The organism is Thermobifida alba (genome assembly GCF_023208015.1).
GTDB lineage: Bacteria > Actinomycetota > Actinomycetes > Streptosporangiales > Streptosporangiaceae > Thermobifida > Thermobifida alba.
In genome coordinates, this window is sequence record NZ_CP051627.1 from 3,756,604 (window position 1) to 3,769,932 (window position 13,329).

The window sequence follows — 13,329 nt, forward strand, 5'->3', positions numbered from 1 at the left end:
GCAGGGAAATCCGCTGACAGGGGGGCTTCGATGAATCCGACACCGCGGAAGAACCGGATCGTCGTCGGCTTCGACGGATCGGCGATCTCCCTGGCCGCCCTGGACTGGGCGGCTGAGGAGGCCCGTGCCCGGAACTGCGAGCTGTGGGTGGTGCACGTCCTCGACAGGGGGCAGGCCACCCGGCCCAGCTACGCGGGCGCTCCGCCCTCGCAGACCGACCGCCACTCGCGGCTCGTACGCCACCTGCACCGGGCGGTGCGGGAGGCCGAACGGATCTGGCCGCGGATCGTTCCGTTCGTGGTCGGCGGCGACCTGGTGGCGCCCGCCCTGCTGCGTGCCGCCGCCGAGGCGGAACTGCTGGTGGTGGGCACGCCGGAGCACCGCTCGCTGGACACTCCCACGCTCAGTTCGACCGCTGCCGCCTGCGTGCGGGAGGCCCGCTGCCCCGTCGTGATCGTGTCGCACGTCCCGCGCACCGGGGACGAGCGGCGACCGCTGGCCCTCGTGCCCGCCGCCCGGGCCGAAGCCAACGTCTGAGCCGGTTCTTCCCGCAGGACCGCGGGGTGGTCCGGCCAACCGCCACCCCGCGGTCACCTTCGCCGCACCGTACCTAGACTGGCGGTGAGGACGGAGAACCGTCTACCGCGACGGAGCGGACACCGGCAGTTGAGGGCAGGCGATGGCCGACGACACCCCGAACGGCGGACGCGACAGCGTGTTCGTGCCGCACATGCGACTGGACGAACTGCTCAGTGAACTCCAGGTGCGGATCAACGCCGTCATGCTCACCCGGGACCGGGTGCGCTCCCTGCTCGACGCGGTGGTCTCGGTCGGCACCGGCCTGGATCTGGAGACCACGCTGCGCCGCATCGTCTCCACCGCCATGGACCTGGTGGACGCCCGCTACGGGGCGATGGGCGTCATCGGCGCCGAGGGGCGGTTGGAGCGGTTCATCCCGCTGGGCATGGACGACGAGGAGATCGCCGCCGTCGAGCACTGGCCCGAGGGGCGCGGCCTGCTCGGGCTGCTCATCAAGGAGCCGCAGGCGCTGCGCCTGTCGCGCATCGCCGACCATCCGGAGTCCGCGGGGTTCCCCGAGGGGCACCCGCCGATGCGGACCTTCCTCGGCGTGCCGATCCGGGTCCGCGACGAGGTGTTCGGCAACCTCTACCTGACCGAGAAGGCCAACCGCGGCGTCTTCGACGAGGAGGACGAGGCGATCGTCACCGCGCTGGCCACCGCGGCGGGGATCGCCATCGAGAACGCCCGCCTGTACGAGGAGACCCGCCGCCGCGAGATCTGGCTGGACGCCTCCGACGAGATCACCACGCGCCTGCTCTCCGGCACCGCGCCCCGCGAGGTGCTGCACCTGGTCGCGGAGAAGGCCCGCCGCATGGCCGACGCCGACATCGTGGCCATCGCCACGCCCGATTCGGACGGCGCGGAACTGGTGGTGCGGGTCGCCGACGGCCCCGACGCGTCCCTGGTCCGCGGCCGCTCCGCGTCGATGGACGGCTCCCTCACCGGACGCGCCTTCCGGGGGGCCGACCCGATCATCACCGACCTGGTCCGCGAGCCCCTCGAACCCGCGCACCTGCTGGACGGGCTGGACATCGGACCGGTCATGCTGGTGCCGCTGGGCGCTCCCGACTCCCGCCGCGGGGTGCTGATCCTCGGCAACCGCGCCGGCCGCCTCCCGTTCCCCGTGCCGACCGTGCACATGCTGCACGCCTTCGCCGGGCACGCCGCGGTCACCCTGGAACTGGCCGAGGCCCGCCGCGACGCCGAACGGCTCATCGTCCTGGAGGACCGCGACCGCATCGCCAAGGACCTGCACGACGTCGTCATCCAGCGGCTCTTCGCGATCGCGATGTCGTTGATGAGCTCGGTCCGGCGGATCGAGGACGCCGGTGCGGCGCAGCGGGTGCGTCAGGCCGTCGACGACCTCGACGACACCATCCGCCAGATCCGCTCCACCATCTTCGCGTTGCAGCACAACGTCGACAGCGGGCGCGCCTGGCTGCGCAACCAGATCCTCGACGTGGTCGACGCCGCCACCGAGTCGCTGGGATTCTCCGCCGGGCTGCGCCTGGACGGCCCCATCGACAGCGCGGTGCCCGATCCGGTCGCCGAGCACGTGCTCGCCGTGCTGAGCGAGGCCCTGTCCAACATCGCACGGCACGCCCGGGCCTCCCGCGCCGACATCACCGTGCACGTGGACTCACAGGTGACGCTCACCGTGGTCGACGACGGGGTGGGGCTGCCCGCGCAGGGGCGCCGCAGCGGACTGCGCAACCTCGCCGAACGCGCCGAGGCGCTGGGCGGCTCCTTCGAGGCGGTGCGCCGCGCCGAGGGGGGCACGCTGCTGCGCTGGCAGGTGCCGCTGCCCCGGGAGGAGTGACCGCTCCGCGTTCACTCGTCCCACCACAGCTGCTCCTGGACCGCCAGCCAGCGGGGGTCGGTGCGCAGCCCCAGGTGTTCGGGCCGCAGGATCTCCAGGTCGACCAGGTAGTGGGCGAGGCTCTGCTTGCTGAGGTGTTCGACCCCCCGGGGCAGCTGCCCCTTGTCCCTGAGCAGTTTCCGCAGGTACTTGAGGTGGTCCTCGACGCGTTTGGTGAGGCGGCCGAGTGTGGCGGCGTCGCCCGCCCGGATCCTGCTGAGGTGGTGGTGGCAGTGGGTGAGCCGCAGCACCGCCAGGGTGGTCTCCTTGGCGGTGGGGACCCGGCCGCTCGCGGCGGGGTTCTCCAACCGGTCCTGGCACAGCGCGAGCGCGACGGCGAAGTAGCGGGTCTCCGTGTCGATCTCCCACGGCCCCACGGTGGAGGTCTCCTCGGTGGCGGGGGGCGGTTCGGGGCGGGGGTCCGGCGTCCGGGGGGCGACGGTGACCCGCAGGACCTGGTGTTCGGCGTGCATCGTGGGCGAGCCGACCTCCACCGTTCCCTCGACGAGGACGAAGGAGGCCGCGGGGGTCGCGGCCGCGGTCTGGGGCAGGTCGGTGGTTCGTCCCCGCATGACGACCCGGAGCAGGTGGGTGCTGCTCCGGTTGGTGATCCGCACGCCCCCGTCCTCGACCGCGATCTCCCCGGCGATCCGGGACAGTTTCGGGCCGTCGGGGCGGATCACGATGTCGGCTCTGCGGCTGCGGCCGAAGCACAGCCGCATGCCGGGGGCGAGGTCGTACACGGTCCCGTCCGGCGTGGTGACGGTGGCGCGGGGGTGCGGGTGCGAGGGGGAGTCGACGGGGGGGGAGCCGCGGCGTCGGTCATGGTGCGATTCTCGCAAAACCCGCGCGTCGGCCACGGTGTTTCCGCGGTTCGGCGCCGCGGGCCTCCGCCCGGGGCCGCGTGGTCGGGGACGGGGTGGGCGGTGTGCTCGCCCCGGCGCCGTCCCGCTGTCGGCGGTCGGCCGCGGCCCCGTGGCGGTGCGCCGTGGTCGGCGGGGGAGCTCCGTCGTCCGGTTGCGTGCACCGGTCCTGTTGCGGACCGGGACGGAGCCTCGCCCCCGGTCAGGGTCTGCGGAGGGGGAACGGCCGGAACCGGCCGTGGAACGGCCACCAGTTCGCGGTGCGCCCCTCGGGGATCATCTCGTCCAGTTTCATGGTCAGCCGCAGGGCGAAGGCCCCCGCGACCATGCCGGTCGCCAGGTCGCTGAACCAGTGGAAGTGCAGGTAGATCGAGACCGCGGCCTGGAGGAACGCGATGCCCGCGATGCAGTAGGCCAGGCGCGGCACGATGTGCGGCCGAACCGCCTGGTAGCGCACGATGAGGAACAGCACCAGGCCGTAGATGAGGATGGCGTTGGCGCCGTGGCCCGACGGGAACGAGACACCTCCGTCGGTGAAGAAGGAGGGGTCGTTGGTGCGCGGGTGCGAGCGTCCCAGGATCAGCTTCATGCTCGCGACCAGGCAGATCATTCCGAACACTCCGCCGACGCCGAGCACCACGGGCCGCCAGGAGCGGTGCCAGTACGCCAGGTGCAGGGCGACGACGGCCAGAACGGGGAGGGCCACGGCTCGCGAAGCGACCGTGTCTGGCCATAAGATGAGGAACGTCCTGATCTCGTCTTCGAACGGGCGCGGCAGCGTGTTGATCATGACGTCGATCGGCTGCAGTGCGCCTGCAGACAGGACTGTGAGTGTGACCAGGACCACAGCCAACAGGATCGCGATCTTGTCCGATGCCAGTCCCCAGGCGATCTCGCTCGCACTGGGCCACTCCACGACACCGGACCGCCTCGGTTCCGTCGGGCGGGTCATCGCCCTCCCCTCTCGGGGACCGCGGTCGGCGCCGTCGTGTCGCCTACGGACAGAGAAAGGACTCCCGGCTGGATAGTGCGGTCTCGGCCGGATCCGCGATGTGTGCATCATGTGCTCAGTGCTGTCTCACGGGTGTGGGCTGGCCTGCGGCACGGTTGTGCAAGGGGATGGCTGGCCGCTGAAGGTCCTCGGGGTCGCAGGGATGCGCACACGTCCTTCAACCGTGCGCGCATGGACCGGTCAGGGGGGACCGGCCGCTTGGGGGCGGACGCTGCTCTGCTCGGGGTGGTCGCCGACGGGCGCGGGGCACGGCCGCCGGCGCATCGACACGGCCGCACTCGGCACGGAATTCCCCACCGAACGCAACCGGTGACCAGAACATGTCCGACAGATGAGCATACCCGGCGACTCTGTCAAGAGACTCTGATACCCATTGGTTACGATCGGTCCTACCTCGTGTTTTCCCGTCAGGCAAGGCCACGGAGGGGGTCTGTTCACGGGGGCGAGACCCAGGTGTGAGCGTTTCGTGAGGCAACGGCACCCGACGGGCCCGCATTCGGCGGACCGTGGGGACGTGCGGGGGGTGACCGAAATCCGATGTGACAGGCTTGATCAGCCTGCCCGGCCGTCGCCTCCACAGCAAAGCAGAGAAAGGCCGCCGATGGTCGAACTTTCCCAGAAACCGGGGGACGCCTCCCAGCTGGCCCGCAACCCGCTGCGCGAGCAGATCCGACGTGTCCTGGTCGACGGTCTGCTGTCGGGCCGGTGGAAGCCGGGAGAGCGGATCGTGGAGCGCCGGGTGGCCGCCGAACTCAACGTGAGCCAGGCGCCGGTCCGCGAGGCGCTGCGCGAACTGGAGGCCCTGCGGCTGATCGAGTCGGTGCCCAACAAGGGCGCGCGGGTCCGGGACTTCGGCGTCGCGGACATGGCCGAGATCTACCCGGTGCGCGCCGGCCTGGAGCTGGTGGCGGCCCGCCTGGCCGCCCCCCGGCTGGCCGAGGACATCCGGCCGCTGGAGCGCGAGGTGGAGTCGCTGCGGCGGGCCACCGCCGTCGGGGACGTGGACGGACAGATCAAGCACAGCGTCGAGTTCCACCGCGAGATCGTGCGCGCCGCCCGCAACAGCGTGCTGCTGCACACCTGGGAGTCGCTGGGCGTGGAGGTGTGGACGGCGCTCTCGGTGCGCTGGCTCGACATGGAGCTGCACGCCAAGGCGGCCGACCACTGGGCGATCACCGAGGCGTTCCGCAACCGCGATCCCCAGGTCGGCCAGATGCTCAGCGACCACGTGCTCAACTACGTCGAGGCGGCCCTGCGCTCGCGCGACTCCGTCGGCTGAGCCGCCCTCCCTCCCCGGAGGGTTCTTCCACTATCTGCGGAAACAGCGGATTGCCCGTAAAGTCGTATTGATCGATCATCGATCAGTACATAAAGTGGGTGCGACGCAGGTCACACCAGCCACACTGAAAAAACGGAGAACCAGCCACTTCGCGCACCATCGTTGAGCCCGATGGGTAGCGCACTGGTCGTACCGCGCTCCGTCCGCGGCACGACCGAGGCCCGTGGGGGCCATCCACCCCACACGGGTCCTTTCGCACACAGAAAGGCATCGACATGGCTGACACGGCCAAACCGAAGGCAACCGGCAAGACCGGTTCCCGACGCCGCGCGGCCCGTCCCAACGCCGGCCCCGACTTCAGCGGCGAGCAGCCCAAGGTCCTCCTCGACTACTACCGGCAGATGCTGCTGATCCGCCGCTTCGAGGAGCGCACCGCGCAGGCCTACACCCAGGCCCGCATCGGCGGCTACTGCCACCTCAACCTCGGTGAGGAAGCCACCATCGTCGGCCTCATGACGGCACTGCAGGAACGCGACTACCTGTTCACCAACTACCGCGAGCACGGCTACGCCATCGCCAAGGGCATCCACCCGCGCCGGGTGATGGCCGAGCTGTACGGCCGCTCCACCGGCGTGTCCAAGGGATGGGGCGGCTCCATGCACCTGTTCGACACCGAGGCCCGCCTGCTGGGCGGCTACGGCATCGTCGGCGGCCAGCTGCCGCTCGCCGTCGGCGCGGCCCTGGCCATCACCTACCGGGGCAGCGACGAGATCGTCATGTGCCAGATGGGCGACGGCACCACCAACATCGGCGCGTTCCACGAGTCGCTGAACATCGCCAGCCTGTGGAACCTGCCCGTGGTCTTCGTGGTGATCAACAACTACACGGGCATGGGCACCACGGTCGAGAGGTCCTCGGCCGAGCCCGAGCTGTACAAGCGCGGCTCCGCCTACCGGATGGAGGGGGTGCGCGTCGACGGCCGGGACGTGCTTGCCGTCCGCGACGCCGCCGCCACGCTGGTGGAGCGCGCCCGCAGCGAACAGCGCCCGTTCCTGCTGGAGGCCCTCAGCTACCGGATGAAGGGCCACTCCGTGGTGGACCCGGCCAAGTACCGCACCAAGGAGGAGGCCGAAGAGGCCCTCGCCAACGACCCGGTGGCCGCCTTCGAGGCGCAGCTGACCGAGGCGGGCATCCTCACCGAGGAGGCCAAGCAGGAGATCGCCGAATCGGTCAGGGCCGAGGTCGCCGACGCCGCCGACTTCGCGGAGAACAGCCCGCACCCCGAGGTGTCCACGCTGTTCGACTACACCTACGCCACCCCGGTGGCCAACGAGTCGCGCCGGATGCCCGCCGACCCGGTGTTCGCCGAGTAGACAAGGAGCGACTCCCCAAATGCCCGTCATCACCTACCGTCAGGCCCTGCGCGACACCCTCCGTGCCGAGATGCACCGCGACGAGAACGTCTTCCTCATGGGTGAGGAGATCGGTGTCTTCGAGGGCTCCTACAAGATCACCGAAGGCCTGCTCAAGGAGTTCGGGGAGCGGCGCGTCCGCGACACCCCGATCGCCGAGGAGGGGTTCGTCGGCGCGGCGGTGGGCGCCGCCATGCTCGGCCTGCGCCCCGTCGTCGAAGTCATGACGATCAACTTCTCCCTGCTGGCCCTGGACCAGATCGTCAACCACGCCGCGAAGATCTACGGCATGTTCGGCGGCCAGAACAGCGTGCCGATGGTGATCCGCACCCCGGGCGGCGGCGGCCAGCAGCTCGGCGCCACCCACTCGCAGAACATCGAGCTGTACTACGCCTTCGTCCCCGGGCTGAAGGTCGTGGCGCCCAGCACGCCCGCCGACGCCGCCGCGCTGCTGCGCGCCGCGATCCGCGACGACGACCCGGTGCTCTTCCTGGAGAACCTGGGCCTGTACAACACCAAGGGCGAGGTGCCCGACGACGACTCCGTCGCCGAGATCGGCCGCGCCGCGGTCACCCGCGAGGGCACCGACATCACCCTCATCGGCTACTCCCGGATGGCCATGGTCGCCAACCAGGTCGCCGACCGACTCGCCGACGAGGGCATCAGCGCCGAGGTCGTTGACCTGCGCTCACTGCGTCCGCTAGACCGGGAGACGATCGTGAACTCGGTGAAGAAGACCGGGTGCGCGGTCATCGCCGAGGACGACTGGCTGACCTACGGAATCGGTGCCGAGATCGCCGCGTCCATCCAGGAAGGCGCGTTCGACTACCTGGATGCTCCGGTGCGCCGGGTGGCGATGGCCGAAGTGCCCATGCCGTACGCCAAGCCGTTGGAGACCGCCGCCCTGCCGTCGGCGGAGTCGATCACGACCGTCGTCCACGAAACCCTGAACGCCGTCGGCCGGAGAGTCGGTTAAGGAACGCAGATGTCTGAAATCTACATGCCGCGCCTCTCCGACACCATGGAGGAAGGCGTCATCAGCTCCTGGGTGAAGCAGGTCGGCGACAAGGTCTCCGCGGGCGACGTGCTGGTGGAGATCGAGACCGACAAAGCCGTCATGGAGTATGAGGCCTACGAGGACGGCTACCTGGTCCAGCAGACCGTCGGCGAGGGCGAGACGGTGCCGATCGGCGCGGTGATCGGCGTGATCGCCGACAGCCCCGACGCCGTCCCGGCCGACTCCGGCGGCGCGGGCGCCGCCGAGCAGGCCGCGGCGCCGGAGCAGGCGCCGCAACCCGCGGTCGAGGAGGTGCAGCCCACCGTCCCCGCGCAGGCCGAACCGGCGGAACCGGAGCGGGGACCGCGTCCGCTCTCCTCCCCGCTGGCCCGCCGCCTGGCCCGCGAGTACGGCCTCGACATCACCCAGATCAAGGGCTCGGGCCCCAAGGGACGGGTGGTCCGCGCCGACGTGGAGGCCGCGGCCAAGCAGCGTGAGCAGGAGGAGGCTCCCGCGGCCGCACCGCAGCCCGTGCCCGCCCCGGCTCCCGCCCCGGCTCCCGCTCCGGCGCACGCCGCAGCCCGGCCGCAGCCGGAGTTCGAGGACCTCCGCGACTCCGAGGAGGTCCCGGTCGGCAACATCCGCAGGGTGATCGCCCGCCGCCTCACCCAGGCCAAGCAGGAGGCGCCCCACTTCTACCTGCGCCGCACGGTCGACGCCGAGGCGCTCAAGGAGTTCCGCGCCCAGATCAACGAGCAGCTCGCGCCGACCGGGGTGAAGGTCAGCGTCAACGACCTGATCGTCAAGGCCGTGGCGACGGTGCTGCGCGACCACCCGGCGGTGAACTCCTCCTGGGTGGACGACAAGCTCCTGAAGCACAACCGGATCAACGTCGGCATCGCGGTGGCGGTGGAGACCGGCCTGGTCGTCCCGGTGCTGCACGACACCGACACGTTGCCGCTGTCGGAGGTCGCGCGGCGCTCCCGCGCGCTCGCCGAGAAGGCCCGCGACGGCAAGCTGAGCCCGCGGGACATGAGCGGCGGCACGTTCAGCGTCAGCAACCTGGGCATGTTCGGCGTGGACAGCTTCGCGGCGGTGATCAACCCGCCGGAGGCGGCGATCCTCGCCGTGGGCGCGATGCGCCAGGAGCCGGTGGTGCGCGACGGCGAGATCGTGGCCCGGCACACCATCGCCCTGGAGCTGTCGGTCGACCACCGGGCGGTCGACGGTGCGGTCGGCGCCGCCTTCCTCAAGGACCTGGCCGAGGTTCTGGAGTCCCCGATGCGGATCATCCTGTAACCCGGACCGACGCAGACGCCCGTCCCGCAACCAGTGGGACGGGCGTCTGCGTCCGCCGCCGAGGGGAGAGGCGCCGCACGCCGCACCGTCGTCCCCGGAAACACCCGTCCGGCCGTCCCCGGCCTTCCGCCGCCGACCACTGGTTCCCCAGGGGCGGCCGCGGCCCCGGGTCCCGCCGCTTGGGACGGTCCCGGCGGAGGTTCCCCGCCCGCGGACCCCCTCTCCCGGTCGGGCCCGACGGACGGGGCTCCCCCGTTCACCACCCCCGCGAGGTCGCCGGTCAGGGAGTGGTGAACACCTGGTGGGGCTGGAAGATGCAGATGTTGGTCTCGCTCTGCACGTTGGCGTCGGTGACCTCGACGAAGTAGGCGTAGGTGGTGTCGGGCTTGAGCTCCTCGGGGACGGTGACGCCTCCGCGGTTCAGTCCGGCGGCCACGTCGCCGCCCCGGATCCGCTGCATGAAGATGTTGTCCCACCAGGTGAGGTTCTGGGTGTCGAACTCCCGCGCGGAGCCGCCCTCGGCGAGCCGGTAGATGTAGTAGGCGTCCTGTCCCGCCAGCTCCTTGAGGGTGCTCCAGGAGCACTCCAGACCGGTCAGCGCGGTGCCCTCGGACAGCCGCCCGCGGCCGGAGGGGGTGAAGGAGTCCAGCATCCGCTGCCGGTTGTCCCGGTAGGCCGACACGAGCGCCTCGGTGGAGTCCTGCCGCTGGGTGCGGGACCTGGTCAGCACGGTGCCGTCGGTGCAGGTGACCTCGATGGTGTACTCGCCTTCCGGCATGAAGCCGGTGGAGAGGTTGACCATGTACCAGTAGTAGTCCAGGGTCCGGTCGTAGATGTAGCCGTCGGTGTTGGCCGGGGTGAACAGCTGGTTGGTGAACTCCACCTGGTAGCCGCCGGGACCGCGGGCCACGATCCGGTCGATCAGCTCGGGGGTGGGGACCCCCTTGGTGGGATAGAACGACACGAGGAACTTGTGCTGTTCTCGGGGCAGCGGAGAACCGTCGAAGTCCCAGTAGACGTTGCAGGCCATGATGTCGAAGATCCGGACGGCGGTCTCGGTCATGGTTCGCGCTCCCTCGGAACGGCCGGCGGCGTCGTGGCGCCGGCCCGGGTCTGGTCCCCTCTCAGCCTGGACCGGACACCGGCGGCCGTCCATCGGTGAGATGACCAGTCTCCCGGGACCGCCGGGAACGCTGCGGCCCTCCCGCAGCGGCGCTCCGGGCCGCTCTGCCGCCGTGGACCGGACCGGCTTCCCCCGGGCTCCGGACTCCGGGGACGGAACTCAGTCGACCCGCCCCGCGCGGATGCGGGCCAGCCACCGCTCGGCCTCGTGGAAGTCGTCGTCGGTGGTGCTGACGCGGGGCGTCGGCCGTCCCGCCCCGGCGCCCGCGTCGGCACGCGGGTAGCTGCCGAGGAAACGCACGTCCCGACAGATGCGCCGCAGCCCCATCAGCGCCTCGCCGACCCTGGCCTCGGCCACGTGGCCGTCGGCGTCCATGAAGAAGCAGTAGGTGCCCAGCCCGTCGCCGGTGGGTCGGGACTCCAGGCGGGTCAGGTTGACGTCGCGGACCGCGAACTGGGTGAGCAGTTCCGCCAGCGCGCCCGGGTGGTCGTGGGGCAGGAACGCCACCAGCGAGGTGCGGTCGGCGCCGGTCGGCTCGGGCAGCGTCCCCGGCCTGCTCAGGTAGATGAACCGGGTGGCGGCGTCGGCGCGGTCCCCCACCCCCTCCGCCAGCGGCACCAGACCGTACCGCTCCCCCGCGATGCGGGCGCAGATCGCGGCGTCGTACATCGAGGCGGGGTCGGCGACGGCCTGGGCCGCCGCGGCCGTGGAGGAGACGACGTACGACTCGGCGTCGGGCAGGTTCGCCGCCAGCCATCCCCGGCACTGGGCCAGCGCGTGCGAGTGGGTGGCCACCCGTTTGACGTCGGAGAGCGTCGTCCCCGCGCGAGCGAACAGGGTGAACTCGACCGGGACGGTGATCTCCGCGGTGATCAGCAGCGGATCGCCGCGGACGAGTTCAGCGGTGGTGGCGCTGACCCCGCCCTCCACGGAGTTCTCCAACGGGACGACCCCGCCCGCGGCCTCTCCCCGCCGCACCGCTGCGAACACCATGTCCACACCGTTGCAGGGCACGAACTCCGCGGCCGGCGTGTCCGGCTTGAGTGCACGCAGCGCGGCCTCGGTGAACGTGCCCTCGGGGCCGAGGTAGGCATAGCGGTTCGACATGTACAGCAGGTTACTCCGCCGGGTGGACCTGTTCGCGCCCCCTGCGGACCGGTGCGTCCGGCTCCTTCCCGCGGGGCCGCGCCCCGCGCAGCTCCCGTACCGCGAGCGCGCGGGCCACGTCGACGAACTGGCGGGCGCGGTGCAGTTGGGAGCGCACGTCGGTGCCGGTGGCGCGGTGCTCCATCGCGACGTCGACCTCCACCACCCTGAACCCGCGGCTCAGCAGGTCGATGGTCAGACCGGTCTCCACTCCGAACCCCGGGGCGAGGGGACGGGCCGCGTCGAAGGCCTGCCTGGTGAGGCAGCGCTGCCCGTTGAGCGGCTGTTCGGTCTCCCACCCGGTGGCGCGCCGGATGCCGTCGCGGGCCAGTCGGACCACGAAGCCGTGCCCGCCCAGCCGTGTCCGCGTCCTCGGGAAGCGTGCGATCGCCATGTCCGCCGTTCCCGCGCGCACCGGTTCGATCAGGGCCGCCGCGGCACCGGCGGTCGCGCCGAGGTCGGCGTCCAGGAACAGCAGGTGGCGGGGGACGACGTCGGCGCCGGACCGCCGCTCGTGTGCCTCGAAGCCGCGGACGCCCTCGGCGCCGGTCTCCATGGCCGCCCCTTTTCCCCGGTTCCGGGCGTGCCGGAACACGCGGGCTCCCGCGGTCCGGGCGACGGCCGCCGTGTCGTCGAACGAGCCGTCGTCCACCACCACGACGAGGTCCACCCCGGGCAGTGCGCGTGCGGCGCGCACGGTGGCACCGACACGCTCCTGCTCGTCCCTGGCCGGAATGACGACGGCGACCCGCCCGGGGCCCGGCGCAGCTGCCATGACCTCCCCCTCCCGCTACTGGGTGGCGGCGGCCGCGGGGACGTCAGCCGAATCGTGGATGGTGAAGACCTCGTCCAGGCCGGTGATCTGCAGAATCCTGCGGACCGCGGGCTGGGGGGCGGCCAGTTCGAGTTCCCCGCCGTTCCCGCGTGCCTGTTTCAGCGCCGACAGCAGCACGCCCAGCCCGGTGGAGTCGCAGAACTCCACCCTGCTCATGTCGACGACGGTCCTGCCGCCGGCGACCGCCGCGTCGGCGAGTTCACCACGCAGCAGCGGCGCCGTGTACAGGTCAATCTCCCCACAAACGGACACGAGGTCGTGATCGACCCGAGACTTCTTTGAGATCTTCAACTCCACAGTCGTGACTGTAGCGGTCCCGCATCGGCCGCGGCCACCTCGCGGACGGTGTTTCGCGGCACCGCGTCCCCGCCGTGCCGTCTCCTCTGACCGGCGAAAACACGGAACACGGCCGAGCTCTCAGGCCGAGGAGGCACGCGGGAACTGCGGGACGGTGCCCGACGCCACCGGCATGACCGGAATGTCGATGATCGCCCAGACGGTGGTGGTGTTCTCGTCCAGTTCGGTCCCCCACCTGCTGGAGAGCCGCTGCACGACCGCCAGGCCCCGACCGCCGAGCGCCGAGACCGACGGGCCCGCCAGCCGCGGCAGGGTCTCGCCGCCGCCGTCGCTCACCGAGATCTCCACCCAGGTGCCGTCCGCCTGCTGCGGCCCCTCCCCGGGGCGCACCAGGCTCCACGCCGCCCGAACCCGCTGCGGCGGATAGGGCGGCGGCAGCGGAGCCGCGTGGCGCAGCGCGTTGCCCAGCAGTTCGGTGAGGACGATCGCGGCGTCGTCCACCAGCGACCGGACCACCCCCGCGGCCCGCAGGTCCGCGCAGAGGTACCGGCGCGCGACGGCGACACTCGACAGCGCATGTGGCAGCAGTACAGCCCGCGACACGTCCCCACTCCTCAGTTCTCCGT

Annotated in this window: 13 protein-coding genes; 6 read left to right on the forward strand and 7 right to left on the reverse strand. The window is 71.4% G+C overall.

Going from position 1 to position 13,329, the window contains the following annotated elements; translation table 11 throughout:
• The first annotated feature begins 30 nt into the window (after nucleotides 1-30).
• Entirely contained in the window at nucleotides 31-537 is a 507-nt protein-coding gene (locus FOF52_RS16680; protein ID WP_248590863.1) for a universal stress protein, read from the forward strand.
• Nucleotides 538-679: 142 nt separating this feature from the next.
• Nucleotides 680-2,401, forward strand: coding sequence for a GAF domain-containing sensor histidine kinase (locus FOF52_RS16685; protein ID WP_248590864.1), 1,722 nt, complete (start codon nucleotides 680-682; stop codon nucleotides 2,399-2,401).
• An 11-nt stretch (nucleotides 2,402-2,412) separates the two neighbouring features.
• On the opposite strand, the gene FOF52_RS16690 is transcribed toward FOF52_RS16685, so the two are convergent.
• Both FOF52_RS16690 and FOF52_RS16695 read right to left on the reverse strand, forming a co-directional pair.
• Nucleotides 2,413-3,183 (reverse strand): FHA domain-containing protein, encoded by a 771-nt coding sequence (locus tag FOF52_RS16690; protein ID WP_248590865.1) that lies wholly within the window; start codon nucleotides 3,181-3,183, stop codon nucleotides 2,413-2,415.
• 322 nt (nucleotides 3,184-3,505) lie between these two features.
• Complete coding sequence (locus tag FOF52_RS16695; protein WP_248590866.1) at nucleotides 3,506-4,255, reverse strand: phosphatase PAP2 family protein; 750 nt, start codon at nucleotides 4,253-4,255, stop codon at nucleotides 3,506-3,508.
• Between the two features lie 661 nt (nucleotides 4,256-4,916).
• On the opposite strand from FOF52_RS16695, the gene FOF52_RS16700 reads away from it, so the two are divergent.
• The 4 genes from FOF52_RS16700 to FOF52_RS16715 all read left to right on the forward strand — a co-directional run bounded on the left by FOF52_RS16700 (nucleotide 4,917) and on the right by FOF52_RS16715 (nucleotide 9,302).
• Nucleotides 4,917-5,594 carry a GntR family transcriptional regulator gene (locus FOF52_RS16700; protein ID WP_248590867.1) on the forward strand — a complete coding sequence of 226 codons (678 nt, stop codon included), beginning with the start codon at nucleotides 4,917-4,919 and terminating at the stop codon, nucleotides 5,592-5,594.
• Between the two features lie 275 nt (nucleotides 5,595-5,869).
• Nucleotides 5,870-6,967 (forward strand): pyruvate dehydrogenase (acetyl-transferring) E1 component subunit alpha, encoded by a 1,098-nt coding sequence (gene pdhA / locus FOF52_RS16705; RefSeq protein WP_248590868.1) that lies wholly within the window; start codon nucleotides 5,870-5,872, stop codon nucleotides 6,965-6,967.
• 19 nt (nucleotides 6,968-6,986) lie between these two features.
• The gene (locus FOF52_RS16710) at nucleotides 6,987-7,982 is read left to right on the forward strand and encodes an alpha-ketoacid dehydrogenase subunit beta (RefSeq protein ID WP_248590869.1); all 996 of its coding nucleotides are present in this window, start codon (nucleotides 6,987-6,989) and stop codon (nucleotides 7,980-7,982) included.
• 9 nt (nucleotides 7,983-7,991) lie between these two features.
• Nucleotides 7,992-9,302, forward strand: coding sequence for a dihydrolipoamide acetyltransferase family protein (locus FOF52_RS16715; protein ID WP_248590870.1), 1,311 nt, complete (start codon nucleotides 7,992-7,994; stop codon nucleotides 9,300-9,302).
• A 280-nt stretch (nucleotides 9,303-9,582) separates the two neighbouring features.
• Here the strand turns inward: FOF52_RS16715 and FOF52_RS16720 are convergent, their stop codons facing one another.
• From FOF52_RS16720 to FOF52_RS16740, 5 genes are all read right to left on the reverse strand, one after another.
• A complete protein-coding gene (locus FOF52_RS16720) occupies nucleotides 9,583-10,365 on the reverse strand; it encodes a hypothetical protein (RefSeq protein WP_248590871.1) in 783 nt (260 codons plus the stop codon).
• Nucleotides 10,366-10,584: 219 nt separating this feature from the next.
• On the reverse strand, nucleotides 10,585-11,532 hold the full coding sequence (gene pheA / locus FOF52_RS16725; protein ID WP_248590872.1) for a prephenate dehydratase: 948 nt from the start codon (nucleotides 11,530-11,532) through the stop codon (nucleotides 10,585-10,587).
• Between the two features lie 10 nt (nucleotides 11,533-11,542).
• Complete coding sequence (locus tag FOF52_RS16730; protein ID WP_248590873.1) at nucleotides 11,543-12,346, reverse strand: glycosyltransferase family 2 protein; 804 nt, start codon at nucleotides 12,344-12,346, stop codon at nucleotides 11,543-11,545.
• A gap of 15 nt (nucleotides 12,347-12,361) precedes the next feature.
• Nucleotides 12,362-12,703: an STAS domain-containing protein gene (locus FOF52_RS16735; RefSeq protein WP_282573590.1), complete on the reverse strand. Its 342-nt coding sequence runs from the start codon at nucleotides 12,701-12,703 to the stop codon at nucleotides 12,362-12,364.
• A gap of 120 nt (nucleotides 12,704-12,823) precedes the next feature.
• Nucleotides 12,824-13,306, reverse strand: coding sequence for an ATP-binding protein (locus FOF52_RS16740; RefSeq protein WP_248590875.1), 483 nt, complete (start codon nucleotides 13,304-13,306; stop codon nucleotides 12,824-12,826).
• Between the last annotated feature and the right edge of the window lie 23 nt (nucleotides 13,307-13,329).

Coding starts and splice junctions, on each gene's coding strand:
- FOF52_RS16680 (WP_248590863.1), top strand. CDS start 31: ATGAATCCGACACCGCGGAAGAACCGGATCGTCGTCGGCTTCGACGGA.
- FOF52_RS16685 (WP_248590864.1), top strand. CDS start 680: ATGGCCGACGACACCCCGAACGGCGGACGCGACAGCGTGTTCGTGCCG.
- FOF52_RS16695 (WP_248590866.1), bottom strand. CDS start 4,255: ATGACCCGCCCGACGGAACCGAGGCGGTCCGGTGTCGTGGAGTGGCCC.
- FOF52_RS16700 (WP_248590867.1), top strand. CDS start 4,917: ATGGTCGAACTTTCCCAGAAACCGGGGGACGCCTCCCAGCTGGCCCGC.
- pdhA (WP_248590868.1), top strand. CDS start 5,870: ATGGCTGACACGGCCAAACCGAAGGCAACCGGCAAGACCGGTTCCCGA.
- FOF52_RS16710 (WP_248590869.1), top strand. CDS start 6,987: ATGCCCGTCATCACCTACCGTCAGGCCCTGCGCGACACCCTCCGTGCC.
- FOF52_RS16715 (WP_248590870.1), top strand. CDS start 7,992: ATGTCTGAAATCTACATGCCGCGCCTCTCCGACACCATGGAGGAAGGC.
- FOF52_RS16720 (WP_248590871.1), bottom strand. CDS start 10,365: ATGACCGAGACCGCCGTCCGGATCTTCGACATCATGGCCTGCAACGTC.
- pheA (WP_248590872.1), bottom strand. CDS start 11,532: ATGTCGAACCGCTATGCCTACCTCGGCCCCGAGGGCACGTTCACCGAG.
- FOF52_RS16730 (WP_248590873.1), bottom strand. CDS start 12,346: ATGGCAGCTGCGCCGGGCCCCGGGCGGGTCGCCGTCGTCATTCCGGCC.